Consider the following 23,801-nt stretch of genomic DNA (forward strand, 5'->3'; position numbering starts at 1 on the left):
GTGAGCGGTGAGCACGCACACGGACGTCTCGTTGGAGCTCGACGACATCCAGCGCGGGGTTCTCAGCCCCCGGCCGACGCCCTACGCGGCGACCTATGTCGCCTTCCGCATCGATGACCGTGGAGACGGCCGGGAGTTGATGCGGCGGGCGAGCACGGCGGTGACCTCCGCGGCGGACTCGGTCAGCCCCCTGGGCGAGACCTGGGTGAGTGTGGCCGTCACCTGCCGCGGTCTTGAGACGCTGGGAGTGCCGCGCGCCTCGCTTGAGACGTTCGCCTGGGAGTTCCAGCAGGGGATGGCGGCGCGTGCCAGGGCGCTGGGCGATGTGGGCGAGAGCAGCCCGGAACACTGGGAGGCACCGCTGGGCAGTCCCGGTGTTCATGTGGTCCTCACAGCGGTCGCACCCGACGCCGCACAGCTGGAGGCGGCCGTCGACCGGGCCCGCCCCGCGTACGACCGGCTCTCCGGCGTGACGGCGGTATGGCGGCAGGACTGCTACGCGCTGCCCACCGAGACCGAGCACTTCGGCTATCGGGACGGGGTCAGCCATCCGGCTGTCGAAGGCAGCAACATACCAGGATCCAACCAGCTGGAAGTACCGCTGAAAGCCGGTGACTTCCTCCTCGGCTACCGGGACGAGCTCGGCGGGATCCAGTCCCCGCAGCCGACCGTGCTGGGGCGCAACGGCAGCTACGCCGTCTTCCGCAAGCTTCACCAGGACGTCGCCGCGTTCCGCCGCTGTCTGAAGGACAATTCCACCGGACCCCAGGACGAGGAACTGATCGCCGCGAAGATCATGGGGCGTTGGCGCAGCGGCGCTCCCCTGGCGCTGGCACCGGACCACGACGATCCCTCGCTCGGCGCCGACCCGTACCGCCGTAACACCTTCCTGTACGAGAGCGACGACCCGGCGGGGTTCACGACACCCGGCGGCTGCCACATCCGCCGCGCCAACCCCCGCGACGCCGCGGTGGCGGGAGAGGTGCGGCTGCACCGCATGATCCGGCGCGGCGCCGTCTACGGCCCGCCTCTGCCCGAGGGAGTACTGGAGGACGACGGAGCCAACCGCGGTCTGATGTTCGCGTTCATCGGCGCGCATCTGGGGCGGCAGTTCGAGTTCGTCCAGTCCCAGTGGATGAACGACGGTGTCTTCTTCGGCGCGAACAACGCCCAGGACCCCGTGACCGGATCCCGCGACGGCTCGACCGACTTCACCATTCCCCGCAGGCCACTGCGCCGACGCCTCGCCGCACTGCCGCGGTTCGTCGTCACCCGAGGAGGCGAGTACTGCTTCCTGCCCAGCCTGACCGCCCTGCGTTGGCTCGGCGACCTGCGCGACTGACAGCGTGGCGACGAGCCACCGGTCGAGTTCCCGCCGCCACGCTTGCGTGTTCTCGCCGGTCAGGGCCACGCGTTCCGGCAGGCCAGCGGCAGGCAGCCGCCGTACTCCGGGAGATTTTCGCCTCGGTCGCGCCGCGCCTTCTCGCAGAGAGCTTTCGCAGGGTCGTGGACGCAAGTCATGTAGGTGCCGGGATAGACGCCGGCAGCGTGGCGCTTCACGATCCGCAACAGTCGGTTCTTGGAGGGCGCGAGCTGTCCTTGGAACCGGGCGCGTGCCCCGAAGCCCTGGAGCCGTGCTGCGGCTTCCTCAGCTGCAGGGCCCTGGAAGTCCATGTGCTCGTGGGCCTCGATCTTCTCGGTATAGAACTCGCCGCGGCTGAGCGCCCTGCTCGCTTCCCACCTCTGCTCGGAAGCCGGAATCACCGGTGCCGGCATAGCCCAGATGGAAGACCATCTTGTTTGACTGTCGGGACGAAGTCCGATCGCCCCCTGCTGGAGCATCGGCAGCGGCACCGTCACGGGCATATCCCGCCAGGTCACCGAACAGCCCATCAAGGGCCCCGCCCGGAACGCGCCCCGGCGAAGTCGGGGGCCGAGGCGGTGGCGGCATGGGCGGCGGCGGGAACGAGCAGGGCCGCGAGGGCGGAGGTGCGGACGAAGCGCACGACGGATGCCGGGCTCTGGCCGGTCACGGGCGTCGGCTTCGGCCACCTCACGGCGGGATTGCCAATCGCTTTCCGTAGGGCTGCATGCGGACACGGCCGAAGCGGAGGAACACCGGTCCGGCCGGGCCGGGCTCACCGGTCCGGCCGGGCCGGGCTCACCGGTCCGGCCGGGCCGGGCTCGCGTAGCTGTTTCAGGCCAGTGGCGATGCTGCCGTCGGGCAGGCATGAACGGAATCCGGAGCTGGCGTTCGTCCTGCTGCGGCCGGCGAGGACGTAGTCTGGCCCGCCGCTGCCGTGGACGGGGGGCATGCGTGGGCTTCTCCGCGCTGGACGAGGTGGGGGACGTGCTGCTGTCCGCGCCGCGGGACTGGGCGCAGGACTCCCCGACCACGGCGGCGACGGGAATCGCCCGCAGCATGATCCGGTTCACGGCCAACGTCATCCCGGATCAGCGGGCCGGCCGGGGACGGCGCCGGGCAAGGGGCAGTCAGGCAGGCGGACGGCCGGTGACAGTCGGCACAGTCGTTGTCCTGATCCGGCGGTAGGTCCTGAAGCCGTACGCGGTCAGTCCTGCCCAGATGACGGTACTGACCAGAGGCCACCACAGATCCCGTCCTGGTCCGACCGGCCAAACGTTGCTCCAGGGCTTCGGCGACACCTTGCAGACGGCCGAGGCGGGCCGCGCGGATCACCCGGTTCGGGACTCGGCTACGGCCGGCCGCCCTGGCCCCCCAGGGCGTTCAGCGCTTCGTCCGTGAGCCGGTACACCGCCCACTCGTCCTGGGGGCGGGCGCCCAGTGCTTCGTAGAAGTCGATCGCGGAGCGGTTCCAGTTCAGGACCGACCATTCCAGGCGCTCGTAGCCGCGTGCGACACAGATGCGAGCGAGTTCCGTCAACAAGGCCTTGCCGTGGCCGCCGCCGCGGGCCTCGGGACGGACGTACAGGTCCTCCAGGTAGATGCCGTGCACGCCTCGCCAGGTGGAGAAGTTGAGGAACCACAGCGCGAAGCCCACGACCTCGCCGTCGGCGTCCTCGGCCACGTGCGCGTAGGCGGCCGGGCGCTCGCCGAACAGGGCCTCGGTGAGTTGTTCCTTCGTCGCCCTGACCTCGTCGAGTGCCTTTTCGTACTCGGCGAGCTCGCGAATCAGGGTGTGGAGGACGGGAATGTCGGCGGGGGCCGCGGTACGGATCATGCCCTGAGTCTCACACGCGGTGCCCACCGGGTGCCGGGACGGGGGGGCGGGTGCCCGACCGGCACATCGGCTCGGTCCTGCCACCGACGGGTATCGTCATCCCCGGCCTGGCCTGCGGCACCGACACCGCGACGCTCCACACCCCGGCCGCACTCGTGCCGCTGCGGTCGTACGAGCGCCTGCTGCGGTCGAGGTGTCCCGTACCCAATGCCGGACAGCATGCGGCAGGTGACGTGCGGAGATCCTGGACGCCGCGGTGTGCTCCGTGCCGGTCACGCGCGGGAGGCGAGGTGCTGCCATTCGTTCCACGAGTCGAGCCGCTTCCGGTAGGCCGCCTCGACGACCGGATAGGGGTAGGTGCCGAGGAAGAGCCGCAGGGGTGGTTCGTCGGTGGCGACGAGTTCGCAGGCGACGGCCGGGGGTCCGTCCGAAGCGGCCCTGGCACGTCTTCCGTGACGCACCGGGTATGTGCCGTCGGCCAAGGCGTCCCGCCTCCGGCCGCCGCTCGGGGGCACGCCGTGTGACACGGTGAGCGTGCCGGCCCACGAGATCATCGGCGCCGTCGCATCCTCCCTCGGCATACGGAACGCAACCGCCTCGGTCGGTCCAGGGTGCTGCCGGGAACAGCCGGCCTCCGCCGACACCGCCCGGCAGCAGTTGGACCCCGCGGCCGCCGACGCCGTACGCGCGTACGCCGCGCCCGGATCGCCTTCTCGCCGCCGGGGCAGGTGGGGAACGAGCCGTGCAGCCGTACGGTGCCGTCAGGAGGGTGTCCGTGGATCACTCCGTGCGGTGCGGCGGGTGGCGGGCGACCTTCAGGCGGACCTCGGTGGGCATGTCGGGCAGGCCGGTGGACCGGTGAGCGGTCCGCAGCGGGCCCTCGCACAGGGCGCCGAGGGTGGCGCCGGGGGCGCCGTGCGGGGTGAGGGTGATCCCGACACGGACGTGCGGGTGGGCGGGCCGGCCGGTGATGCGTACGGCCGCGTGCCGGACCTCCGGCAGGGCTCCGGCCTCGGCCGCGATCGCGTCGCTGAGCGCGCGGTCGCGCAGTTCGACGCCCTCCCGCGGGGGCGTGCCGCCGACGGGCAGCGCGCCGGGGCGGCGCCGGCTCAGCTGGGTGAGCAGCCACCACAGGGCGAGCAGGGCGACGACCGCGAGCGCGGCGATGACCGCGGGCCACCACCACCAGCCCTGGCCGCTCCAGCGTTCCCGGTCGGCGGAGCCGAGCAGGACGTCGTCGGGGCCGGTCAGGGGCCAGCCGACGGGCGGGCCCAGACCGTGTCGCCGGTAGAGGTCGAACCCGGCGAAGAGGATCAGCAGTCCACCGCCGAGCAGGAGCAGTCCGACGAGGGCCAGCAGAGTGCGGTTGAGTGCGGATCGCGGGGTCATGGCGCGGGCTCCGGGTTCTGCGTCAGCCGGTGCGTTGCCGCACCCGTACGACGATGCGGGGAGGGGCCGCGAGGGCGAGCCGGTCGCGTTCCTCGTCGAGGACGGCGGTGAGGTCGTCCTCCACCTGGCGGGGGTCGCGGAACCGGACGTCCGCGCGGGCTTTGACGCGGTGGCGGCGCACCCGGACGCGCGCCGCGCCGACGCCGGGGACCCGCAGGGCGGCGTCGCGCAGCAGGCCGGCGGCGCCGTCGCGGTCCAGCGAGGCCCGCAGCCGGGGGCAGCCGGCGGTGGAGCGCAGGGGCAGCCACTGCCGTAGCCCGGGGGTGAGGGCCAGGGCGATCAGCCAGAGGCCGACGGCTGCGGCCACGGCGGCTCCCGTGAGCATCCACACGTCGTCCAAGGGTCGGGTGGCCAGCGCGTCGGTCAGGTGCCGCCGCCAGGCCGCCGAGGAGCCTCCGGCCCGTACGGCGACGACGTCGGCCAGCGCCGCGACCGCCGCCACCAGGATCACCGCGGCGACCAGTGCCGCCGGCAGGCGGCGCGCGGACCACGGGCGGTGTGTCCGGCGCCCTCCGCCGCGCTCTTGGGCCGTGGCATCCGGCTCGGTTCCGGCGCGCCCGGGCGGGCCGGGCTCCTTCGTCAGCGGCACGGTGGGACGCCCGGACGGCGTGGGGCCACGGCCGGGCGGGCCGGGGTCGGGTGCCGTCTCGCGGCCGGGCGGGACCGGGTCGGGTGTCATCGCGGGCTCCCTTCCCGTGCGGAGGGCCGGGCGGTCCGGGTCGCGTGGCCGTTCACCGGACCCGCCCCCGGCCCGGGTCGGCGGCGGTCACCAGCCGCCGGACGGTAAGGGTGACCTCTCCCACCCGCAGGCCGGTCAGGTGGGCCACCCGTTCGGCCACGTCCCGCTGGATGCGCTCGCAGACGTAGGCGAGGTCGGCCGGGTAGGGCAGGTCCATGGCCAGGTGCAGGCGCACCGATCCGGTGCGCACCGCGGCGGTGGCGCTCGGCGCCGCCGCCGTACCCGGGCCGGGCGGCACGGCCGCGCGCCGCGCCTGCGCCGTGCGGGCGGCCCGGGCGGCGATGCGCGCGACCACCCGGTCCGGGATGACGGTGGCGCCCCGCTCGGCTGGGGGCGGCAGGCCGGTGGCCTGGGCCGGGCCCGGCCCCTCGCCCGCGGAGCCTGACCGGCTCCTCACCGCTGCCTCCGTGACCCGAGGCCGAGGTCGCCCTGCACGGCGAGGCCGGCGATCAGCCCCGCCGCACCGAGGACCAGGACCAGCAGGAAGGCCCAGAAGCCGCCGAAGTAACCGGCGAAGCCCAGGGCCATGCCGGCCATGAGGCCCGTCGTCGCTGTGTTCATGTCGCACTCACCCGTCTCGCCCGCGCCCGCCCGGGACGCGGGGGTGGATCACCGCACGCGGCTCTCGTCCGGTTCGGCTTCTTCTTCCTCGTCGGGCAGGTGGACGTCGTCGACGGCGATGTTCACCTCGACGACCTCCAGGCCCGTCATCCGCTCCACGGCGCCGATCACGTTGGTACGCACGTCACCGGCGACGTCGACGATGGAGACGCCGTACTCGACGACGACGTCCAGGTCCACGGCGGCCTGCCGCTCGCCGACCTCGACCTTCACCCCCCGGGTGACCCCCGCGCCGCCGCCTGTGCCGGGCACGCGGTCCCGCACGGCGCCGAAGGCGCGGGCCATGCCCGCCCCGAGGTTGTGGATGCCCGGTACCTCGCGGGCGGCCATGCCCGCGATCTTGGCCACCACGCCGTCCGCGATGGTGGTCTTCCCCCGCGTCTCGGCCGGGGCCCCGGCCCCGGTACGGCCTTTCAGCGCGCTCACGCCCGCGTCGGACCGGCTGCCCCCGCCGACGCTGGTGATGTTCTCCGTCATGGCGGTCGCCTCGATCGGTAGGTCGGACACCGGTGTGGCGCCCTCGAAAGGTTCGATACGGCAGGCCGGGCATTTCTCACACGCATCCGATGTGATGTGCATCACAGAACAGTGCCCGGGTACCCGGACGGTCCGAGCGCTGCGCGGGAGCGCCATGACCGAACGCACTGCTTACCCACCGCCGGGATACGGCCTGCCGGACGGATTCCTGGCCGTGCGGGCTGCCGAGGGCGACGAGGACGCCTTCGCCGTTCTCGTCCAGCGGCACGGCCGGCCCCTCCTCGCCCTCGCCCGCGGCCTGCTCGGCAACCCGCAGGACGCCGAGGAGGCCGTTCAGGACGCCTTCGTCAGCGCCTGGCGGCGGTTGCCGGAGTTCCGCCACACCGCGGAGTTCCGCACCTGGATGTACCGGATCACCGTCAACCGCTGCCTGGCCGTGCGGCGCCGGCGCCGGCCGCCGCCCCTCCCGCTGGACACGGCCGCCGAACCCGCGGCGCGGGACGCCCGGAGCCAGCCCGCCCGCTGCGCCGAGCAGGACGCGGCCGTCGCCGCCCTGTCCCACGCGCTCGGCGGTCTCCAGACCGGGCAGCGGCTGTGCTGGATCCTGCGCGAGGTGCAGGGCCTGTCCTACAAGGAGATCGCCCAGATGACGCGGACCAGCGAACAGACCGTGCGCGGCAGACTCTTCCGGGCACGCCGATCCCTCCAGGAGGCGATGGGCCCATGGCGCTAGACGACGCGCGGGCGCGCCCCGCAGCATCCGCCCGACCTGCCGGGCCTTCCGGGGCCGCCGGCCCCCTCACCGGCGCGCCGCCGTTCGCGGGTGACGAGGTGCTGCCCTGCGGCCGGCTGCTCAGCCGGGTCTGGGAGCAGGCGCGGGACGCGGCGTCGGCCGCCGACCCGCACACCGTCTCCTGCCCGCACTGCCGCGAGGCCGTCGAGGGGCTGGCCACGGTGGACGCGGCCACCCGGGCGCTGCGCGCCGAGGACGCCGCCGCCCACCACGCGCTCGCCGGCCGCGTCATGGACACCGTCAGGGCGGAGGTACGGCTGGGACGGCTGCTGCCCCTGACGGACCCGGACCGGGACCTGCGGATCACCGAGCACGCCGCCGCCCGGGTGCTGCGCCAGGCGGCGGACGCGGTTCCCGGTGCGCGGACCGCGTCCTGCCGGCTCGCGCCCGAGGGCGAAGCCGGCGTGCGAGTGACCATGACCCTGGCCGTCGCCGCGGACCGCCCGCTGCCCGACCGGGCCGGTGAGGTGCGCCGGTCGGTCCTCCACTCGGCCGGACAGGACCTGGGACTCGCGCTGACGGCCGTCGACATCACCGTCGTCGACCTCCTGGCGCCCGAGCCGCCCCCACCCCCGCGCCCGGGACCGGTGAGCAGCGGCGGTGTGCGATGACCACCGTCCGGCCGGCCGCGTTCCTCGGTGTCGCGGCGGAGGCGGCCCTCGCGGTTCCCGGCGTGGCGGCCCTGCACCCCCGCTTCTCCCACCGCCTGGCGGTGGCCGCCGCGCCCGCCCGGACGGGCGCCGTGCCGCACCGGGCGGCGCCCGAGGCCGGCATCCGCGCCGACCGCGCCCCGGACGGTTCGGGGTGGCGCATCGAGGTGCGATGCGTCCTGGCCGAGAGCCGGCGGGCGCTGGACACCGCCCGAGAGGTCCACGACCGGGTCGGCGCCGCCGTCCTTTCCCACCTCGCGGCCCACGACGCGGTGGAGCGGGTCACCGTCGAGGTCACCGTGACCCGTACCGTCCCCCGGCCGGACGCGGTGGCGGGCGGGTGAGGGATGCGGCCGTTCGGTGCCGGGTAGCGGGACAGGCCGCGGTCGGTGTGGTGGGCCGGGCTCGTGCCCCTGCGGCCCGATCCCGTACGCCGGCCCGCCGCCCGGTGCGTCGTGCTGCCGCTCGTCGCCGCGGCGGGCTGGATCGGGCTGCGGCCGTGCGGGGAGCTGCGCGCGGCCGTCGCCCCGGTGCTGCTCGCCCTGCTCGGCACCGCGCCGCTCGGGCCGCTGTACCGGCGGCTGGGACGGGCGGTGCGCAGCCCTCCGTCGCGGCCGGGCTCACCTGTGTGGCGTGGCCGTCGTCGGCGGTGCCGTGTACACCGTCGTCGCCGTGCTCGTCGACACCGGCAGACAACTCCTCTCCTGCGGGACGCCGCCGGGGCCGTCTCGCGGCGCTTCGGAGCCGCCGCCGGGCGGGACGGCCTCGCCAGGAACGCCCGCGAACCACTCGGGAAGTTCGGCGGGATGGCCGCGTCCAACGTCGTCCACGGGGTCAGCGTGGTCACCGAGTGCATCGCCACGGCCGTACTCGCGCTGCTGCTCGTCTTCTTCCTGCGCGACTCCCGGCGGGCCGTCGCGGCCCGCGCTTCCCAGCGCTCTCGGCTAGGCGGCAGCGCACGGCGTCCGCCGCCGCTGCCCGGCCGTGGTGGCGGCCGCACGGGACCACTCTCGGCTCTCGCCGACCACCCGCTGCTCACTTTCGTGGCCCTTTCGCGGCGGTCACCGGCTCGGACTCCATCAGGTCACGGGTACCACCTCCGTGTTCTCTCGCACGGCCTCCGGCAACGCAGCAGCGGTCACGGTGGCCCGCCAGACGGGTTCCCTGGCCGGAAGTCAAAGTCCGGAACAGCGCGGGCAGTTGCTTGGGACCTCGCCGCGCAGCGCCCTGCCGCGCGCACCGCGGGGACGTACCAGGGCCGTCGCCGAACCGCCCGGGCACCCGCCCCGGCAGGCCGTCGCCGCCGGCCACTCCCCACACCGCACCGGCACGGTCATCATGGGAGCGCTCCCGCACGACCGCACGCGCAGATCTCCCGACCCAGGAAGGACCGCTCATGCGCACCGCTCCCTCTCTGTCCCGGCGGGCACTGCTCACGGCCGCCGCCGCGAGCGTCACCGCGGGCCTCACCGCCGCCGCTCCCTCCCAGGCGTCCGCCGCCCACCGCCCCTCGCCGTCCGCCGCCTTCGCCGGGTTCCGGACGGCGGGCCGGGTCAAGAAGGCAGCCGATGGCTCGGTGCAGTACACCTGGCCCGGCATCGCCTTCGAAGGCCGGTTCCACGGCACCGGCGTCGGGATCGTGCTCGACGACTCCGCCAATGACTACGACGTCCAGATCGACGGAACGACCGTCAGTACCCTGGTCACTCCCGGGCGCACCACGTCCTGGGTCAGGGGCCTCGCCGACACCGAGCACACCGTGCGGCTCGTCAAGCGGACGGAGAGCCCGTGGGCCGCCGGCCGATTCGGCGGGTTCGCCGCCGCCCGGGGAGGAAGGATACTCGCCGCCCCCGCCGCCCGGAGCAGGCAGATCGAGTTCATCGGCGATTCCTTCACCGCCGGGTACGGCAACGCCTCGGGCATGCGCGACTGCTCGGCCAACGGAGGAGTCGACCGGAACAGCAACGCGGACCTCGCCTTCGGGGCCCTCACCGCCCGGAAGTTGGGCGCCGACTACCAGCAGAACGCCTTCTCCGGCCGCGGCATGGTCCGCAACTACAACGGCGGCGACCCCGGCACCGACTACCGCACCTACTACGACCGGGCCCTGCTGAACGTCGTCGGCGACGTCTGGCACAAGCCGCGCGACTGGCAGCCGCAGGTCGTCGTCATCGGCCTCGGCATCAACGACTTCTCGACCCCGCTCCATTCCGGCGAGCCGTGGGCCACCCAGAGCGAGCTGATCGCCGCCTACACGAGCGCCTACCACGGCTTCCTCGACAAACTGCGGGTCCGCTACGGAAGCAGGACGTTCCTGGTGGTCAGCGCCACCCCGGTGGCCGGCACCGCCTTCGCCGACACCGCACGGGCCATCGTCGGCGACCGCAACGCGCGAGGGGACGACCGGGTCGGTTACTGGTACTACGACGATCCCGGCCTGGACCGGCTCGGCTGCGACTGGCACCCCTCGCTCCACGACCACCAGATCATCTCCGGTCTGCTCGACCAGCACCTCGCCACCCTGCCGCTGGACTGGTGACCGGGGCGGCGGTCCGGGCCGGACCGTCCGCCGCGGCACGACACGACGACTGTCCGCCCGCGTGGTCGGCGGGGTTCGAACAGCGGCTGACCCGGGCGGGTTCGCCGGTACGGACGCGTGCCCCAAGGGCCTCTCGCTCTTCGGACCACGGCCGTGAAACGGGAGAGGGGAGGAGGCCCGCGCTGTCGTTCTCCAGCCCTTACACCGCCGGGCCGCGCCGTGCTCGCCGGCCCCGGCCGCTCCGCCGGGCTCCCGCGCCGCTTCGCGGCCGCGCTCCGCACGCGCGCGGCGCCCCTCCCGCCCCCTCGGGGCCGCCCACGCGCCGCCGGCCCGCCGTGACTCGCCCGCACCGCCGGAGGCCGCCGTGCCGCGCCGCCCGCCCCGCGTGTCCGTTGCCGGGGCGGTGCCGGTGGAGGTCACGCGTGGGCGGCGGGCACAGCCTCCGGTCGGCCTGCGCCGGCGACGGCACCCGCCGAAGGCCCGCCGTAAAGCCGGGGGGGGGAAGGTCGCCCAGGTTCACCTGGGCGCTGTCGGTACGCAGGATGATCCAGGCGCCGCAGGCCAGGAGGTTGGCGCGGATCGCCTGCTCTCCGCCCAGCTGGTCCAGGTTCACGGTCTGGTTGATCAGGACCCAGGGCATGCCCATGGAGCGCGGGTCAGGGAGGCACCGTCCTTGACGATCTTCACCGCTTCCTTGCGGTTCGGCGGTGCGCCCGGGGCCAGTCTGGGCGGCCTCGGCCGGTGGCGGCCGCCGGTCATGTGCCCGGCGGGGCGGGACGCAGGGCGAGGAGGGCGATGTCGTCGGTGCTGCCGGCGCCGAGGCCGAGGATCAGTTCGTCGCAGAAGACGTCGAGGGGTGCCCGGGCGAGGGCGGCGGTGTGCCGGCGCAGGCGGGTCATGGCGTCGCTGAGGGATTCCCCCGGGCGTTCGATCAGGCCGTCGGTGAACAGGAGCAGGGTGGAGTGGGCTGGCAGCGGGTCGCGGGCGGTGGGTCTGGGAAGGCTGCTGTCCACGCCGATGAGGAGGCCGGAGGCGGTGTCCAGGTAGCGGGTGTCGCCATTGGGGCAGGTCAGCAGCAGGGGGAGGTGTCCGGCGGAGGAATGATGCACTTCCCATGGGCCGTTGCGGGGGCCTTTGACGACGGCGTAGGCGCAGGTCGCGGTGGAGTGCGGGTAAAGGGTGAGGGTCGCGAGGTCGAGGCGGCGCAGTACCTCCGAGGGGCGGTCCTGGCAGTCGACGGCGATGCCGCGGAGCATGTTACGTAGTTGGCTCATCGTGACGGCGGCGTTCAGGTCATGCCCGGACACGTCTCCGATGACCAGTGCCGTGTCGGTGTCGGACAGGGGGAATGCGTCGAACCAGTCGCCGCCGACCTGGGCGGTGGTACTGGACGGGGCGTAGCGGGCGGTGATCTCCATGGACGGGATGTTCGGGAGGCGGGGCAGCAGGGAACGCTGAAGGCGCTCGGCCGCGGTACGGGTGTGCTGGTGCAGACGGGCGTTGTCGACACTGAGCGAGATGCCTTTCACGAGGTCGGCGACGAGGAGCGCGTCGTTTTCGGTGAAAGGGTTGTCATGGCCGGTGCGTACGACGATCAGTGCGCCCAGCACCTCGCGGTGGGCCCGCAGTGGGGCCATGATCGTGCTGCTGGCGCCCAGTTGCTCGAACAGCTCCAGCTGCCGGGCGTCCAGGGCGCTTTCCGCCTGGCCCGGTGACGGGATATCGGTGATCAGCAGGGGGCCCGCGCCGTGCAGTACCCGGGCCAGCGGTCCTCGCGCGTTGTCGGACACCGGGGGCAGCCTGCCGAGGTCCACCCCGACGCTCAGTGCCCGAGGCTCACGGTGGACGACGCAGACCCGTTCGGCATCCCCGTGCTCGTCGAGCAGGTCGACCACGCACCAGTCGGCCATCTGCTGGGTGAGGACGTGGCACACTCGGCGCAGTCCCTCGCGCAAGTCGAGTGTGCTCGACAGCGCACTGGTGGTGTCGGCCAGCAGACTCAACCGCTCCCACGCCGGTGTCGCCTCCGCGCCGCCGGCCCACGATGCCGCTGCCGCACCGGTATGCAGCCGCACCGAAGGACCGGCGTCGGGACGCGATACCGGCCGCTCCTCCCCGGGAGCCGTCGCTCTGGGCATGAACTGGCCCACCCGCACCGTACGGCCGTCCACCGCCTCCTGACTCTGAACGCGCAGACGCACAGGCACCAGGCTCCCGTCGTGGTGCAGCGCCGGCAGCGGGATGGACCGGCCCATGATGCGCGACCGGCCGGTCAGCCGGAGCGCGGTGAACCCAGCCCGATGACGCTCCCGCAGATGCTCGGGAATCAGCACCGTCAAAGGCCGGCCGATCAGCTCGTCGGTCTGCCATCCCAGCAGGTCGGCCAGAGCGCCATTAGCCGCGATGATCCGGCCGTCGTCGTCGGCCGCGACAGTCGGGACACTGCTGTCCTCCACCTCGCCGGCGTCCCACGGCGTGACTTCGACGAAGGTCGCGTCCGGCACGCCGGGCAGCAGCGTCCACGCGGTGGGCGGACCTCCGGAGAGCTGAGTGACCAGTTGGTCGAGCACCCACTGGTAGGTGCTCCGCACGTGCGGCGGAGCCGGGAGGGTGAGCAGAGCGCCCAGCTGCGCCGCAGCGTCGCCGTGTTCGAATACGTGCCGCAAGATGTCCACGGCCGGCGCGGCGTCCAAGGGAAACGCGATGTCCAGGGTCACCGTGGCGCCGCCGATGACCGTCTCCTCCAGCGCGGACGCCATGCACGCATTAATCACGTTGGCCACATCGCCGGCGACCAGCAGCTCGGGGTCCGACACCCCGGCGCGTTCCTCGACGCAGGTGGTCAGAGTCAGCTCGCGCAGCATCTCGTCACCGTGCTGCTGTGCCGCGCGGAACACGATGTAGGGCAGGTCAATCAGTGTCACGGTCGCGGTTCGCCCGTACACCGGCACGGAGTCCCATCCGGACGTCGGCGGCGCCGGGGTCTGGGGCCACAGCTCGAACCATGCCGTCTTGCGGCCCTCCCCGACATGGGCTCCATGACTGGAAGCCAGCGCCTCGACCACGGCAAGGCCCCGTCCGGCACCGGAGTACGGCCTGGGCTCCCGCGGCACGAGCGGGCGGTCCGGCCGGCTGTCGCCGACTCGCACCCGCACTTGGCTCTCGTGCGACCAGACCCGCACCTCTACCTCGGTACGCGCGTGCAGCACCGCGTTGGTCACCAGCTCACTGGCCAGCAGTTCGGCGGTGTCCACCACCTCCGGCGCGACACCACGCAACGCCGAGCGCACGAACCGCCGAGCCAGCGGCACGCTGCGCGCCTCCGGAGGAAAACGCCGGAAAAGAACTCCGGGAGGACTAGAGCTATCCATAGCACGATAAATGCCTCTGAAGAGTGAAAACCTAACAGGACGTTCTTTTCGCTGGGCCGCGGCGGCGAGAACCGACCCGGCCTTCCTCCGCGGTGCCTACCGCGCCGGCGTCTTTCCCGGCGTACCGGCCGTCGACGCTCTGGCAGCCGCCTTGCCCGGCGCGGCCTTCGCCTGCCCCTGGTCGGCCGGCTCCTTGCCGTCGCGGCCGGAGCGGGCGGCCTCGAGGCCGCCTTCGAGGACCTTCATCAGGCCGCAGGAGTCGGCGGGCTTCTACCGCGGTGTCTTCGACGGCGGCAACCCCGCCCACGAGTGGTGCGTACTGGGCCGTCGCAGCCTGGCCCGACCGGACGAGATCGCCTACTACCTCGCCTACTCCCCCAACGGCAACGTCGCCGACCTGGTGCGGATCGCCGGCTCGCGCCGGCGATCAAGGAAGCCCTCCAGGCTGCCAAGAACGAAAGCGGCCTGGACCAATACGAGGTCCGCCGATATCCGGGTTGTACCGGCACATCACCTTGGCCGTTTTCGCGGCCGAGTCTCAGCCTGACATACGGTTGCCGCTGAGCTGTTGGAGTCGGCTGCCCCACGGCGCACTCTCCGCTGGCACACGAGACAGAGGCACACTCCGGCGCCTACTGGCCTGCGACGGTGCGTGACCATGTGATCCACGAGTCGCGCCTGGAATTGGAGTCACTGTTCGCCGATTTCGACGGTGCCGTGCGGTCCGTCTCGGCTCAGCCCTTCCTGCTGCAAGCCGGAGTGAAGCGAAAGCTCCGGACACACATCCCGGACTTCCGCTGATCGCAGGCCAGAGGCCCGCGGTCGTGGACGCCAAGCCGCTGCACCGGTTGTCCAGGCCCGAGGTGGTCTTCACCTTCGAGCGGACTCGACGGGTGGCGGAGTCGCGGTGATGGCCCGGGCGTGCGGAAGCGAGAGGCGCACCCTTCTGGGGCTTGCCGCACCGCACGGCGGTTCCGGTCAGTCGGTGGCCTTCAGCGCCTCGCGTGCGGCGGTGAGGATCTCCTCGGAGAGCGGGGAGCCTTTGGTGGCCCGGGAAAGAACGAGTGCGCCGAGCATGGTGCACAGCCGGGTGATGCCGTCCTGGTCCTTGGTGCCGAGCAAGTCGGCGAAGTCGCCCACTCCCTGGATGTAGACGCGGCGGGCCTCGCTTTCCCCGCCGTCGCGGGCCATGTCGGTGGCGAGTGCGGCGACGGGGCACCCGTCTGCCGCGCTGTCGCGGTGCTCGGCGGAGAGGTAGGTGTCGATCAGCGCCCGCTGGGCGGCGTCGCGCTGCCCGGCGTACTGATCGAGCCCGTCCTTGTGGTGCCGGGCGAGTTCGCCGAACGCATGGGCGGTGGCTTCGTCGATGAGTGCCTCCTTGGAGGCGAACTGCTTGTAGAAGCCGCCGTGGGTCATACCGGCCGCCTTCATGAGGTCGGCAACGCTGACGTGGGTCCCCTGTTCCCGGAACAGGCGGGACGCGGTTTCAACGACTCGCCGGCGGTTCTCCTGCGCCTGCGCCTGCGATACACGGCCCATCCGCCACCTCCCGATTGGATGTCGACTGGCATCTATCTTAGACCAGTGCTTAGATTGAGGTCGTAATCTAATTGACGCGGGCCGCTTGCCGGCGGCCGTGACGCTGGGAGCGGGCATGGAACTGAAGGACGCGGTAGCAGTGGTCACCGGGGCCAACCGGGGGCTGGGGCGGCATCTGGCCGCCCAGCTCGTGGAACGCGGGGCGAAGGTGTACGCGGCGGCCCGTCGCCCCGAAGAGGTGGACCTTCCGGGTGTCATCCCGCTGCGGCTCGACGTGACGGACGAGGAGTCGATCCGGGCGGCGGCTCGCACGGCCTCCGAGGTGACGCTGCTGGTCAACAACGCGGGCATCTCCACCGGTACGCCCCTGGTGGCGGGCAGCCCGGACGCGGTGCGCCTGGAGATGGAGGTGAACTTCTTCGGCCCGCTCGCCGTGACGCGGGCTTTCGCCCCGGTCATCGAGTCCAACGGCGGCGGCGCCGTTCTCAACGTGCTGTCGGTCCTGTCCTGGCTGCACCCCGCCGGCCTCGGCGCCTACGCCGCGGCGAAGGCCGCGGCATGGGCGCTGACCGACGCGACCCGGGAGGAACTGGCGCCCCGCGGCATCACCGTCACGGCGCTGCACGTCGGATACATGGACACCGACATGGCCGCCGGCGTTCCCGCCGACCAGAAGACCGATCCCGCCGAGGTCGCCGCCCAGGCCCTGTCCGGCATCGAGCGGCAACTGCCCGAAATCCTCGCCGACGAGACCACCCGGCACGTGAAGCGGAACCTGGCCGCATCGCCGAACGCGGCGTGAGGCGCGCCCGCCGCATCGGTGTGGGGCGTCATGAACCAGAAGTAGTCACCAGTAAGCAGCTCGTACCGGGGCGGCCCTAAGCGAGCGGAGATCCCGTCCCTGTGCGGACGAGACGGAAAGACGGCGATGAAGACCTACTTGATCGAGAAGTACGGTGACCAGTCCGCGGTGCGCGCCGCCGAGATGCCCGATCCGGAGCCGGGCGCCGACGACGTGCTGGTCAAGATCCATGCGGCGAGCGTCAACCCGCTGGACTTCAAGATCCGCGACGGCGACTTCAAGGTGATCCTCCCGTACCGCCTGCCTCTCGTGCTGGGCAACGACCTCGCCGGAGTGGTGGTCCAGGTCGGCTCGGCCGTCACCCGGTTCGCAGTGGGCGACGAGGTCTACGCCCGGCCCGACAAGGACCGCATCGGCACCTTCGCCGAACTCATCGCCGTCCACCAGAACGACCTGGCCCACAAGCCGGCCACCCTCACCATGGCGGAGGCCGCCTCCCTCCCCCTGGTCGCCCTCACCTCATGGCAGGCGCTGGTCGAGAGGGCACAGATCCAGCCGGGCCAGAAAGTCCTGATCCACGCAGGATCCGGTGGAGTGGGCACCACCGCCCTCCAACTGGCCAGGCACCTGGGCGCACAGGTGGCCACCACCGCGAGCGCGGCCAACGCCGCCCTGGTCAAGGAACTCGGCGCGGACGTCGTCATCGACTACCGCACCCAGGACTTCGAGGAGCTCCTGGACGGCTACGACGTCGTCCTGGACTCCCTCGGCGGCAAGACCCTGGAGAAGTCCCTGCGGGTCCTCAAGCCAGGCGGGAAGGTCATCAGCATCGCCGGGCCGCCCGACGCGGACTTCGCCCGCGAGCTCGGCGCGAACCCGTTCCTGCGGCAGGTGACGAACGCGCTGAGCTTCAAGACCCGACGCCACGCCAAGCGCCGGGGCGTGACCTACTCCTTCCTGTTCATGAAGGCCGACGGCGACCAGCTGCGCGAACTCACCCGGCTCGTCGACGCCGGAGCAATCCGCCCCGTCGTCGACCGTGTCTTCCCCTTCGAGCAGACCCGCGAGGCCATGGAGTACGCCGAGAAGGGCCGCGCCAAGGCCGGCAAGGTCGTCATCGCGATGGCGTGAGGACCGGCACGCGCCACACCACCGACAGGCCCCGTCAGCGAGAGGAACCCGCTACCCCCCACCCCTGTCTCCCACCTCCAGGAACCGATCACGAGCCCACCGAGCAGCGCTCACCGGGTCGTCGTACAAGGACGTGCCGACCGAGCAGGTCGACCCGCTCGACCTGTCGATGGGCGGCTTCACCGCCCTGCAACGGCTGAAGGGGCGCACGGACCGTCGAGCGACCGGATGGTGCCGAGTGAGAACACCCTCGACCTCGCCGCACGCCTGCCCCGGGGCCAACTCGTCGGCGCATCACGGCGCCGCTGAGGTGCTGGACTTGAGGGACCCGGACGGCAGTCGTTTGCGCCGGTCGTCTTCCGCGGGCGTCCGGGCTCCCCGGCTCTCGGTGAGCCCGGCTCGGTGGCCTCGCGCGAACAGGCGGTCCGGGTCGTACGTCTCCTCCAGCCGTCGGAGGGTGTTGCCGAGCCTCCGGTCGCCGCCGGCCACGCCCGCGTGGGAGTCGGACGCGTCGGAGTAGTTGGAGTAAGCCCGCACGCTGTCGTGCCCGGACCGCAGCCGTTCGGTCCAGGTGCGCCCCCAGCGGACGTGTGTGTCGTCCTCCGCCCGGTCCGGCCACCTCGCCGACAGCAGGACGCCCATCCGTGACTCCCGCAGGGGGTAGGCGGATCCCTCGGCGTGGGCCCGCAGGGTGTCGGTGTTGAAGTACTCGACGAGTACCGAGCACCTGGCGGTGGGCGCGGCGCGGAGCGCACCGGTCATCAGGTCAGGGTCGAAGGCCAGACGGGTGGAGTGGCTGGATTTCCAGTACCCGCGCATGGGCGGCAGGAAGGACGAGTCGAAGTGTGCTTGCCATCGCGGGTATTCCCGCTCCCCGACATCCGACCAGTCACCCCCGATCCTCTCTCTGAGCCGGGCGGTCTCCATGGCCGTATCCCGGGCGTCGCCGTGGCAGCACAGGTCGACGGAGAGCTCGGGCACGCCGTCGCGGTGTACGAGGGCCGGGGCAAGTGTCAGTGAGGTGGGTGTGCGTTCCTCCAGCAGTCCGTGGATTCGGTGGAGCACGTCGGCTGCCCGGTCCAGTGGGAAGCGTACGGAGCCGGCGGTGATGCGGGGCAGCGGGAGGGTCCGGAAGCGCAGTTCCAGGATGATGCCGAAGGCGCCGGCCCCGCCGCCGCGCAGCGCGTGGAAGAGATCGGGATGATGGTCGCGCGACACTTCCAGGATCCGGCCGTCGGCGAGCAGCACGCGAGCTCCGCTCAGGTGATCGCAGGTCAGTCCGTGACCGGCCACCAGCCATCCGATCCCGCCGCCCAGGGTGAGGCCGGTGATTCCGGTGTCGCTGACCGTGCCCGAGGGAACGCAGCGGCCGTAGGCGGCGAGCCGTGCGTCGAGGTCTCCGAGGCGCGCTCCGGGCCGTACCCGGGCCGTCCGGGTGTCCGGGTCGTAGGCAACGTCCCGGAACACCGAGAAGTCGATCACCAGGCCGCCGTCGACGGTCGAGAACCCGCCGATGTGATGGCCGCCGCCGCGCACCGCGAGGGGGACTCCGAGCGTGGCCGCGCCGGTGAGGGCCTTGCGCAGCACGGTTTCGTCCAGGGTGCGCAGGATCGCGGCGGGCCGGTGGTCGTGCATCCGGTTGTACACCTGCCGGGCCGCGTCGTACCGCGGTGACGACGGCAGGACCAGGCAGCCGTCCGGCACGACGGTTTTCAGCTGTTCGACCAGGGCCCGGGCCGCCTCGCCGCTCACGGCGTCTCCTCGTCGAGGACGGCGAGCAGGTTGTCGACCGCCGCGTTCTCCATACGGCTCCAGGACGTCGCGGAGGACGCGGCGATGTGGCTGGTGACGAAGAGCGAGGTGCCGTGCAGATGCAGCAGTCCGTGGGGGTCGTCAGCCGGGTCCGGGACGGGTTCCCGGTAGTAGCCGTCCAGCGCGGCGCCGGTCAGGGCGCCCGTCTCCAGGGCGCGGCGCAGGGCGCCGGGGTCGATCACCCGGGGATCGGCAGTGCTGACGAGGTAGCGTGGTGCGGGCCCCATGCCGAGGAGCCGCTCGTCCACCAGACTCGTCGTCTCGTCGTTCAGAGAGCAGCAGACGAACACCGTGGTGCTGCGCGTGAACAGTTCCGTCAGGCCGACGCGGGTCAGTGCGAGCGCCTTCTCCTCCCGCTCCTTACGGGTACGGGAGTGGTAGAGGACCTGGCAGGAGAACCCGCGGGCCAGCATCCCGGCCAGCGCCCCGCCGGTCGCGCCGAGGCCCAGGATGCCGACCGTCGCCCCGGCGAGTTCGGTGGAGGTCCGGGACGGCTGCTCGCGGTCGTGCAGGTCGGGAAGGGCCCGGCGCATCATGCCGACGGCCAGTCCGAGGGCGAACTCCGCGACCGCGACGCCGTTCACCCCTGGTGTGGTGAGGACTCGTACTCCTGTGTCGCGCGCCGCGTCGAGGTCGACGAACGAGCCGGCGCCGGTGCCCGTGAAGGAGATGCAGCCAAGGGAGCGCGCGGACTCCAGGACGGCTCTCGACAGCCGCTCGTCACCACCGAGGAGGTAGTGGTCGGCGTCCCGGACGCGCCGGCACAGTTCCTGTTCCGTGGGCGGCGCGTCCACGTGGTCGACGACGATGCCCCGTCGGCGGCAGTACTCGGCCAGTCGTTCGGGTACGGACCGGCCGGACACCACGATCTTCACCGGCGTACCGCCTTGTCGAAGTACTCGGCCATGAGGGCGAGCCCGCGCTCGAACTCGCTGTCCGGTTTCATGAGGCTGACCCGCACGTTGCGAGTGCTGTCCGGGGCGTGCGGGCTGTCCCAGAAGAACCCGCGTCCGGGCAGCACGCCCACGCCGTGGCCGCGCAGCTCCCGTACGACGGTCCGGTCGTCGAGGCCGGTGCCCGCCGTGGACAGCCACTCCACGCTGATGCGGCTCGACCGGGCCGCCCGCTCGACGAGGTCCTCGCCCAGCATTTGCCTCAGTCGGGTGCGTCGCCGTGCGACGAGGGAGTGGAGGGACCGGTGGAGGCCGGTGACACGTGCCTCCTCGAAGAAGTCTCCGAGGACCCGCAGGGTGAACTTGGAGACGCAGAGGTAGATCTCGTTGTAGATCTCCCGCAGCGGGGCGCGGTGGTCGGCCGAGCAGGACAGGAGGCTGGCCTTCATGTCCTGGGTCGGGAAGATCTTGCCGGTGTCCTCGAAGACGATGTACGAGGCGCCGAGGTCCTGGAGCACGCGGTAGGCGTCCCAGGTCTGCGGGTAGAACAGCCTGAAACTCGCGTCGATGACGAGCGTGACGCCGTGCTCGACGCACGCGCGCACGAGCGCGGTGAAGGCATCCTCGGACAGGTTGGTGCCGGTGGGGTTGTTCGGGTTCACCAGGAACAGGACGTCCGTGCCGGGGAGTCGGCGGGCGAGTGACTCGCCGTCGGAGATCTCCCGTTCGGAGACGGGAGAAGGGCGCGCGCCGCGCCGGCGCAGGATCAGGGCGAGATTGTCGAAAGTGGGACAGGTCAGCAGGACGCGCTTGCCGGCGAGGGTCAGATACGCGGCGACGAGGTCGATCGAGTTCGATGCGGTCGGCAGGATCAGGTGCTCCGGGGCCGCCTGGAGTCCGGCCGACCCGATCAGTTGCGCGTACCGGTCGATGTAGCGGTGCTCCGATTCGGGGATCGACTCCGCCTCGGACTTCCGCCAGGCGTTGCCGAGCCGGTCGACGATCACCTCCTGGCTGGCGGTGAGCCCCTGGTAGGCGTGGCCGTCGGCGAGGTTCGCCTCGGTGAGGAAACCTATCTGCTCGTAGTCCGTGAGTGTCTTCACGCGTTGGTCCCCCATCAGTTCGCCGCCGGGAAGAGTTCCGTCATGCCGCGCACATCGCCCGGCCTGTCCCGGCCGGTCAGCTCGCGGAACGCGGCGGCACACGTTTCGCGGTCCCGGCCGGAGAGTGCGTGCACCACCAGTGCGCCCAGCTCCTCCGCATCCGCGACGGTGTAGCCGCAGGAGGAGAGCCAGGCCGTGCCCAGCCGCAGTCCCCCGGCGTCCCTGAACCGGTCGGAGGGGTCGTGCGGCAGCGACTGGCGGTTGGTGAGGACGCCCAGGTCTTCCAGCAGCGCCTCCGCGCCGCGCCCGTCGTGCCCGAAGACCTGTCGGGTGTCCAGGAGCAGGTAGTGCTTGTCGGTGCCGCCGCCGACGACGGCCCGTGTGTCGTGCGCCAGCAGCCGACGGCCGAGCGCCCGGGCCAGCGCGACGCTCCGGTCCGCGTACTCGGCGAAGGCGGCCGTCCGGCTCTCCAGGAGCGCCGTCGCCGCGTCGGTGAGCCGGCGGATGGGGAAGCTCGACTGGGTTCCGGGATGGACTGCGGCGTCCATGCGGTCGGCCAGCTCGGCACGGCACAGCAGGGCGGCTCCGTGCGGTCCTCTGAGTGTCTTGTCGAGCGACATCGTCACCACGTCGGCGGCCCGCAGGTCGCACGCGAAGGCGCCGCCCGCGATCAGACCCGCCTCGTGCGACAGGTCGAGGTGCAGATAGGCGCCGACCTCGTCGCAGAGGGAACGCAGTTCGCCGAGGTCGTAGCTCCACGGGTACGACGACGAACCGCAGATGACCAGCCGCGGGCGGAACTCCTTCGCGATGCGGCGTGCTTCCTCGTAGTCGATACGTCCGTCCGGTCCGACCCCGTAGAACTCGAACTCGTAGTCGCGGCCGGAGAAGTTCGCCCGCATACCGTGCGTGAGGTGCCCGCCCGCGCGGAACCGCAGGGCGAGCACGCGGTCCCCGGGCCTCAGCAGGCCCTGGTAGACGGCCTGGTTCGCCTGGCTGCACGAATGGGACTGGAGGATCGCGTGATCCACGCCGAGGACCTCGCACGCGATCTCCGCTGCGACGCGCTCCAGTTCGTTGTGCAGGGCCGCGCCGGCGAAGGGCCGCTTGCCGACGATTCCCTCCTGGATCATGTCGCCCGCGTAGGGGAGCGAGCGGGCCCGCCATCCCGGCACGGCGTTGTCACTGGCGATCAGGTTGATGACGGAGCGTTCGTACGCCTCTTGTCGGGCGCCGAGCTCGAAGAGTTCGGTCCGGAACCTCGCCCACTTGTCCGGCGCCCCTGCCGTGTGGAGGGCATTCCTGTCCGTGTCAGTCACGCGCCCAGGCCCCTTCGACGTAGATGAGGCGTCGTTTCCCGGAGACGAACGTGTCGAAGGTGCCGGCATGGACGACGTCGACCCGCATCTTCTCGTGGAGGAACAGCGACGAGAGTTCGCGGACGAACTCGGTGAGGAGCAGGTTGTCCTCGATGTCCTTCCGTGGGTCCGACAACCGGAGGCGTACCTCGATGCGGTCCGGTGCCACCTGGACGATCTGGTATTGCAGTACGTTCGACTCCTCGACGACCAGGGTCCGGTCGCACAGGCCGAGAACGGCGTCGGCCGGCACCGTTCGGCTCCGTCCGTCGCGCAGTTTCTCGTCCTCACGGCCCCGGAACGCGTCGATCATCCGGAAGCGGGAGCCGCACGCGCAGGTGGCGTCGGGGTTCGCGAGGCGGACGATGTCCCCTTGGTCGTACCGGATGAACGGCATGAACGCGTTGCCGAGCGAGGTGCCGACCATGTGCCCGAATCCGGTCTCGTCGGCCAGGGCGACCTCCATGTACGCGCTGTCCTCGACGAGGTGGTAGTGGCGCTCCCGGCACTCGTAGGCGATGAGCGAGAACTCCTCCGACGAGTACTCGTCGAGCACCGGGACCCGGAAGATCCGGGAGTACTTCTCCCGCTCTTCCCGGCTGCTGCGCTCCGAGTTGGTGATGATCGTCTCCACGCCGAGCGCGTCGAGTGCGACGTTCTCCTCCGCGAGCCGCTGTAGATAGCTCGGGAAGCAGAGCATGACCTGGGGACGGATCTGGGCCAGGTTCTCCAGGAGGATGTCGGTGGGACACTCCTGGGCGACGGTGACGTAGGGGTAGGCGCCCAGCAGCGAGGTGAGCCGCTCGGCGGCGAAGTACACCTGATAGCGCCAGTCGTCCGGCTTCAGGGCGCGGCCGAGGGCGAGTTCGGCGTGGCGCATGTTGAGCAGCACCCGGTAGTCGGTGCTCGCGTTGTCCTGAAGGATCGTCAGGTTGAGTCCGCTGGACCCGGAGGTGCGGGCCGAGTGGACGGTCCGTGTCCCGGCCGTCTTCCTCGCTTCCTCGCTCACACCCGCCTCGATGAGCATGCGTTTGTCGATGACGGGCAGCTGCTCGAAGTCGGACCAGGTGACGACGTCCCCCGGTTCGAACCCAACGGCCGCATACAGTTCCCGGTAGAACGGAATCGTCGCGTAGGCCCCGTCGACGAGGGCGCGCAGCCGGTCGAGCTGCCAGGTCCTGACCTCGGACGGGTTCATGCGGGGACGTTCACGCAGCCGGGAGTTCTCCAGCTCCCACTTACGTTTGATGCGTAATTGCTGCCTCGGGGTTTCCGGCACCAGCCGGTCACTCCTGCGGATGTATGCGGCGATTCTGTCATTCGT

At 71.9% G+C, this 23,801-nt stretch carries 23 protein-coding genes and 2 pseudogenes; 9 read left to right on the plus strand and 16 right to left on the minus strand.

Annotated features, from left to right (window positions below; translation table 11 throughout):
• Nucleotides 1-7: 7 nt before the first annotated feature.
• Nucleotides 8-1,342 carry a Dyp-type peroxidase gene (locus SCK26_RS00745; protein WP_318199246.1) on the plus strand — a complete coding sequence of 445 codons (1,335 nt, stop codon included), beginning with the start codon at nucleotides 8-10 and terminating at the stop codon, nucleotides 1,340-1,342.
• 59 nt (nucleotides 1,343-1,401) lie between these two features.
• Here the strand turns inward: SCK26_RS00745 and SCK26_RS00750 are convergent, their stop codons facing one another.
• From SCK26_RS00750 to SCK26_RS00790, 9 genes are all read right to left on the minus strand, one after another.
• Nucleotides 1,402-1,860: a hypothetical protein gene (locus tag SCK26_RS00750; RefSeq protein WP_318199247.1), complete on the minus strand. Its 459-nt coding sequence runs from the start codon at nucleotides 1,858-1,860 to the stop codon at nucleotides 1,402-1,404.
• A gap of 32 nt (nucleotides 1,861-1,892) precedes the next feature.
• Entirely contained in the window at nucleotides 1,893-2,033 is a 141-nt protein-coding gene (locus SCK26_RS00755; RefSeq protein WP_318199248.1) for a hypothetical protein, read from the minus strand.
• Between the two features lie 681 nt (nucleotides 2,034-2,714).
• Nucleotides 2,715-3,200: a GNAT family N-acetyltransferase gene (locus SCK26_RS00760; protein ID WP_318199249.1), complete on the minus strand. Its 486-nt coding sequence runs from the start codon at nucleotides 3,198-3,200 to the stop codon at nucleotides 2,715-2,717.
• A 272-nt stretch (nucleotides 3,201-3,472) separates the two neighbouring features.
• The gene (locus SCK26_RS00765; RefSeq protein ID WP_318199250.1) at nucleotides 3,473-3,661 is read right to left on the minus strand and encodes a hypothetical protein; all 189 of its coding nucleotides are present in this window, start codon (nucleotides 3,659-3,661) and stop codon (nucleotides 3,473-3,475) included.
• Between the two features lie 319 nt (nucleotides 3,662-3,980).
• Entirely contained in the window at nucleotides 3,981-4,589 is a 609-nt protein-coding gene (locus SCK26_RS00770) for an alkaline shock response membrane anchor protein AmaP (RefSeq protein WP_318199251.1), read from the minus strand.
• Between the two features lie 22 nt (nucleotides 4,590-4,611).
• The gene (locus tag SCK26_RS00775) at nucleotides 4,612-5,328 is read right to left on the minus strand and encodes a DUF6286 domain-containing protein (protein ID WP_318199252.1); all 717 of its coding nucleotides are present in this window, start codon (nucleotides 5,326-5,328) and stop codon (nucleotides 4,612-4,614) included.
• Between the two features lie 52 nt (nucleotides 5,329-5,380).
• Complete coding sequence (locus SCK26_RS00780) at nucleotides 5,381-5,785, minus strand: Asp23/Gls24 family envelope stress response protein (RefSeq protein ID WP_318199253.1); 405 nt, start codon at nucleotides 5,783-5,785, stop codon at nucleotides 5,381-5,383.
• Complete coding sequence (locus SCK26_RS00785; protein ID WP_318199254.1) at nucleotides 5,782-5,949, minus strand: hypothetical protein; 168 nt, start codon at nucleotides 5,947-5,949, stop codon at nucleotides 5,782-5,784. The genes SCK26_RS00780 and SCK26_RS00785 overlap by 4 nt, the downstream gene beginning before the upstream one ends.
• A 48-nt stretch (nucleotides 5,950-5,997) precedes the next feature.
• Entirely contained in the window at nucleotides 5,998-6,486 is a 489-nt protein-coding gene (locus tag SCK26_RS00790) for an Asp23/Gls24 family envelope stress response protein (RefSeq protein ID WP_318205882.1), read from the minus strand.
• A gap of 154 nt (nucleotides 6,487-6,640) precedes the next feature.
• On the opposite strand from SCK26_RS00790, the gene SCK26_RS00795 reads away from it, so the two are divergent.
• From SCK26_RS00795 to SCK26_RS00815, 5 genes and pseudogenes are all read left to right on the plus strand, one after another.
• Nucleotides 6,641-7,219, plus strand: coding sequence for an RNA polymerase sigma factor (locus tag SCK26_RS00795; RefSeq protein WP_318199255.1), 579 nt, complete (start codon nucleotides 6,641-6,643; stop codon nucleotides 7,217-7,219).
• On the plus strand, nucleotides 7,210-7,890 hold the full coding sequence (locus tag SCK26_RS00800; RefSeq protein WP_318199256.1) for a hypothetical protein: 681 nt from the start codon (nucleotides 7,210-7,212) through the stop codon (nucleotides 7,888-7,890). Before SCK26_RS00795 ends, SCK26_RS00800 begins: the two co-directional genes overlap by 10 nt.
• Nucleotides 7,887-8,273 carry a hypothetical protein gene (locus tag SCK26_RS00805; protein ID WP_318199257.1) on the plus strand — a complete coding sequence of 129 codons (387 nt, stop codon included), beginning with the start codon at nucleotides 7,887-7,889 and terminating at the stop codon, nucleotides 8,271-8,273. Before SCK26_RS00800 ends, SCK26_RS00805 begins: the two co-directional genes overlap by 4 nt.
• A gap of 63 nt (nucleotides 8,274-8,336) precedes the next feature.
• Nucleotides 8,337-8,873: pseudogene (locus SCK26_RS00810) on the plus strand (AI-2E family transporter); the annotation flags it as partial.
• A 452-nt stretch (nucleotides 8,874-9,325) separates the two neighbouring features.
• Nucleotides 9,326-10,468, plus strand: a complete 1,143-nt coding sequence (locus tag SCK26_RS00815; RefSeq protein ID WP_318199258.1) for an SGNH/GDSL hydrolase family protein — start codon at nucleotides 9,326-9,328, stop codon at nucleotides 10,466-10,468.
• Between the two features lie 755 nt (nucleotides 10,469-11,223).
• Here SCK26_RS00815 and SCK26_RS00820 read toward each other — a convergent pair.
• Nucleotides 11,224-13,839, minus strand: a complete 2,616-nt coding sequence (locus SCK26_RS00820) for a SpoIIE family protein phosphatase (RefSeq protein ID WP_318199259.1) — start codon at nucleotides 13,837-13,839, stop codon at nucleotides 11,224-11,226.
• Between the two features lie 316 nt (nucleotides 13,840-14,155).
• On the opposite strand from SCK26_RS00820, the pseudogene SCK26_RS00825 reads away from it, so the two are divergent.
• Nucleotides 14,156-14,372, plus strand: a pseudogene (locus SCK26_RS00825) (IS701 family transposase); the annotation flags it as partial.
• 445 nt (nucleotides 14,373-14,817) lie between these two features.
• Here SCK26_RS00825 and SCK26_RS00830 read toward each other — a convergent pair.
• The gene (locus SCK26_RS00830) at nucleotides 14,818-15,378 is read right to left on the minus strand and encodes a TetR/AcrR family transcriptional regulator (protein ID WP_318199260.1); all 561 of its coding nucleotides are present in this window, start codon (nucleotides 15,376-15,378) and stop codon (nucleotides 14,818-14,820) included.
• A gap of 115 nt (nucleotides 15,379-15,493) precedes the next feature.
• Here SCK26_RS00830 and SCK26_RS00835 point away from each other — a divergent pair, with 115 nt between their 5' ends.
• Both SCK26_RS00835 and SCK26_RS00840 read left to right on the plus strand, forming a co-directional pair.
• Nucleotides 15,494-16,180: an SDR family oxidoreductase gene (locus SCK26_RS00835; RefSeq protein WP_318199261.1), complete on the plus strand. Its 687-nt coding sequence runs from the start codon at nucleotides 15,494-15,496 to the stop codon at nucleotides 16,178-16,180.
• 126 nt (nucleotides 16,181-16,306) lie between these two features.
• The gene (locus SCK26_RS00840) at nucleotides 16,307-17,311 is read left to right on the plus strand and encodes an NADP-dependent oxidoreductase (protein ID WP_318199262.1); all 1,005 of its coding nucleotides are present in this window, start codon (nucleotides 16,307-16,309) and stop codon (nucleotides 17,309-17,311) included.
• A 294-nt stretch (nucleotides 17,312-17,605) separates the two neighbouring features.
• Here SCK26_RS00840 and SCK26_RS00845 read toward each other — a convergent pair whose 3' ends face one another.
• The 5 genes from SCK26_RS00845 to SCK26_RS00865 are packed head-to-tail and all read right to left on the minus strand — an operon-like array spanning nucleotide 17,606 to nucleotide 23,756.
• Nucleotides 17,606-19,063, minus strand: a complete 1,458-nt coding sequence (locus tag SCK26_RS00845; protein ID WP_318199263.1) for an FAD-binding oxidoreductase — start codon at nucleotides 19,061-19,063, stop codon at nucleotides 17,606-17,608.
• On the minus strand, nucleotides 19,060-19,998 hold the full coding sequence (locus SCK26_RS00850; RefSeq protein WP_318199264.1) for a D-isomer specific 2-hydroxyacid dehydrogenase family protein: 939 nt from the start codon (nucleotides 19,996-19,998) through the stop codon (nucleotides 19,060-19,062). The genes SCK26_RS00845 and SCK26_RS00850 overlap by 4 nt, the downstream gene beginning before the upstream one ends.
• Nucleotides 19,995-21,119, minus strand: coding sequence for a pyridoxal phosphate-dependent aminotransferase (locus SCK26_RS00855; protein ID WP_318199265.1), 1,125 nt, complete (start codon nucleotides 21,117-21,119; stop codon nucleotides 19,995-19,997). The genes SCK26_RS00850 and SCK26_RS00855 overlap by 4 nt, the downstream gene beginning before the upstream one ends.
• A gap of 14 nt (nucleotides 21,120-21,133) precedes the next feature.
• Entirely contained in the window at nucleotides 21,134-22,438 is a 1,305-nt protein-coding gene (gene glyA / locus SCK26_RS00860; protein ID WP_318199266.1) for a serine hydroxymethyltransferase, read from the minus strand.
• The gene (locus SCK26_RS00865) at nucleotides 22,431-23,756 is read right to left on the minus strand and encodes a hypothetical protein (protein ID WP_318199267.1); all 1,326 of its coding nucleotides are present in this window, start codon (nucleotides 23,754-23,756) and stop codon (nucleotides 22,431-22,433) included. Before SCK26_RS00865 ends, glyA begins: the two co-directional genes overlap by 8 nt.
• Between the last annotated feature and the right edge of the window lie 45 nt (nucleotides 23,757-23,801).

Source organism: Streptomyces sp. SCL15-4, assembly GCF_033366695.1.
Taxonomy (GTDB): domain Bacteria; phylum Actinomycetota; class Actinomycetes; order Streptomycetales; family Streptomycetaceae; genus Streptomyces.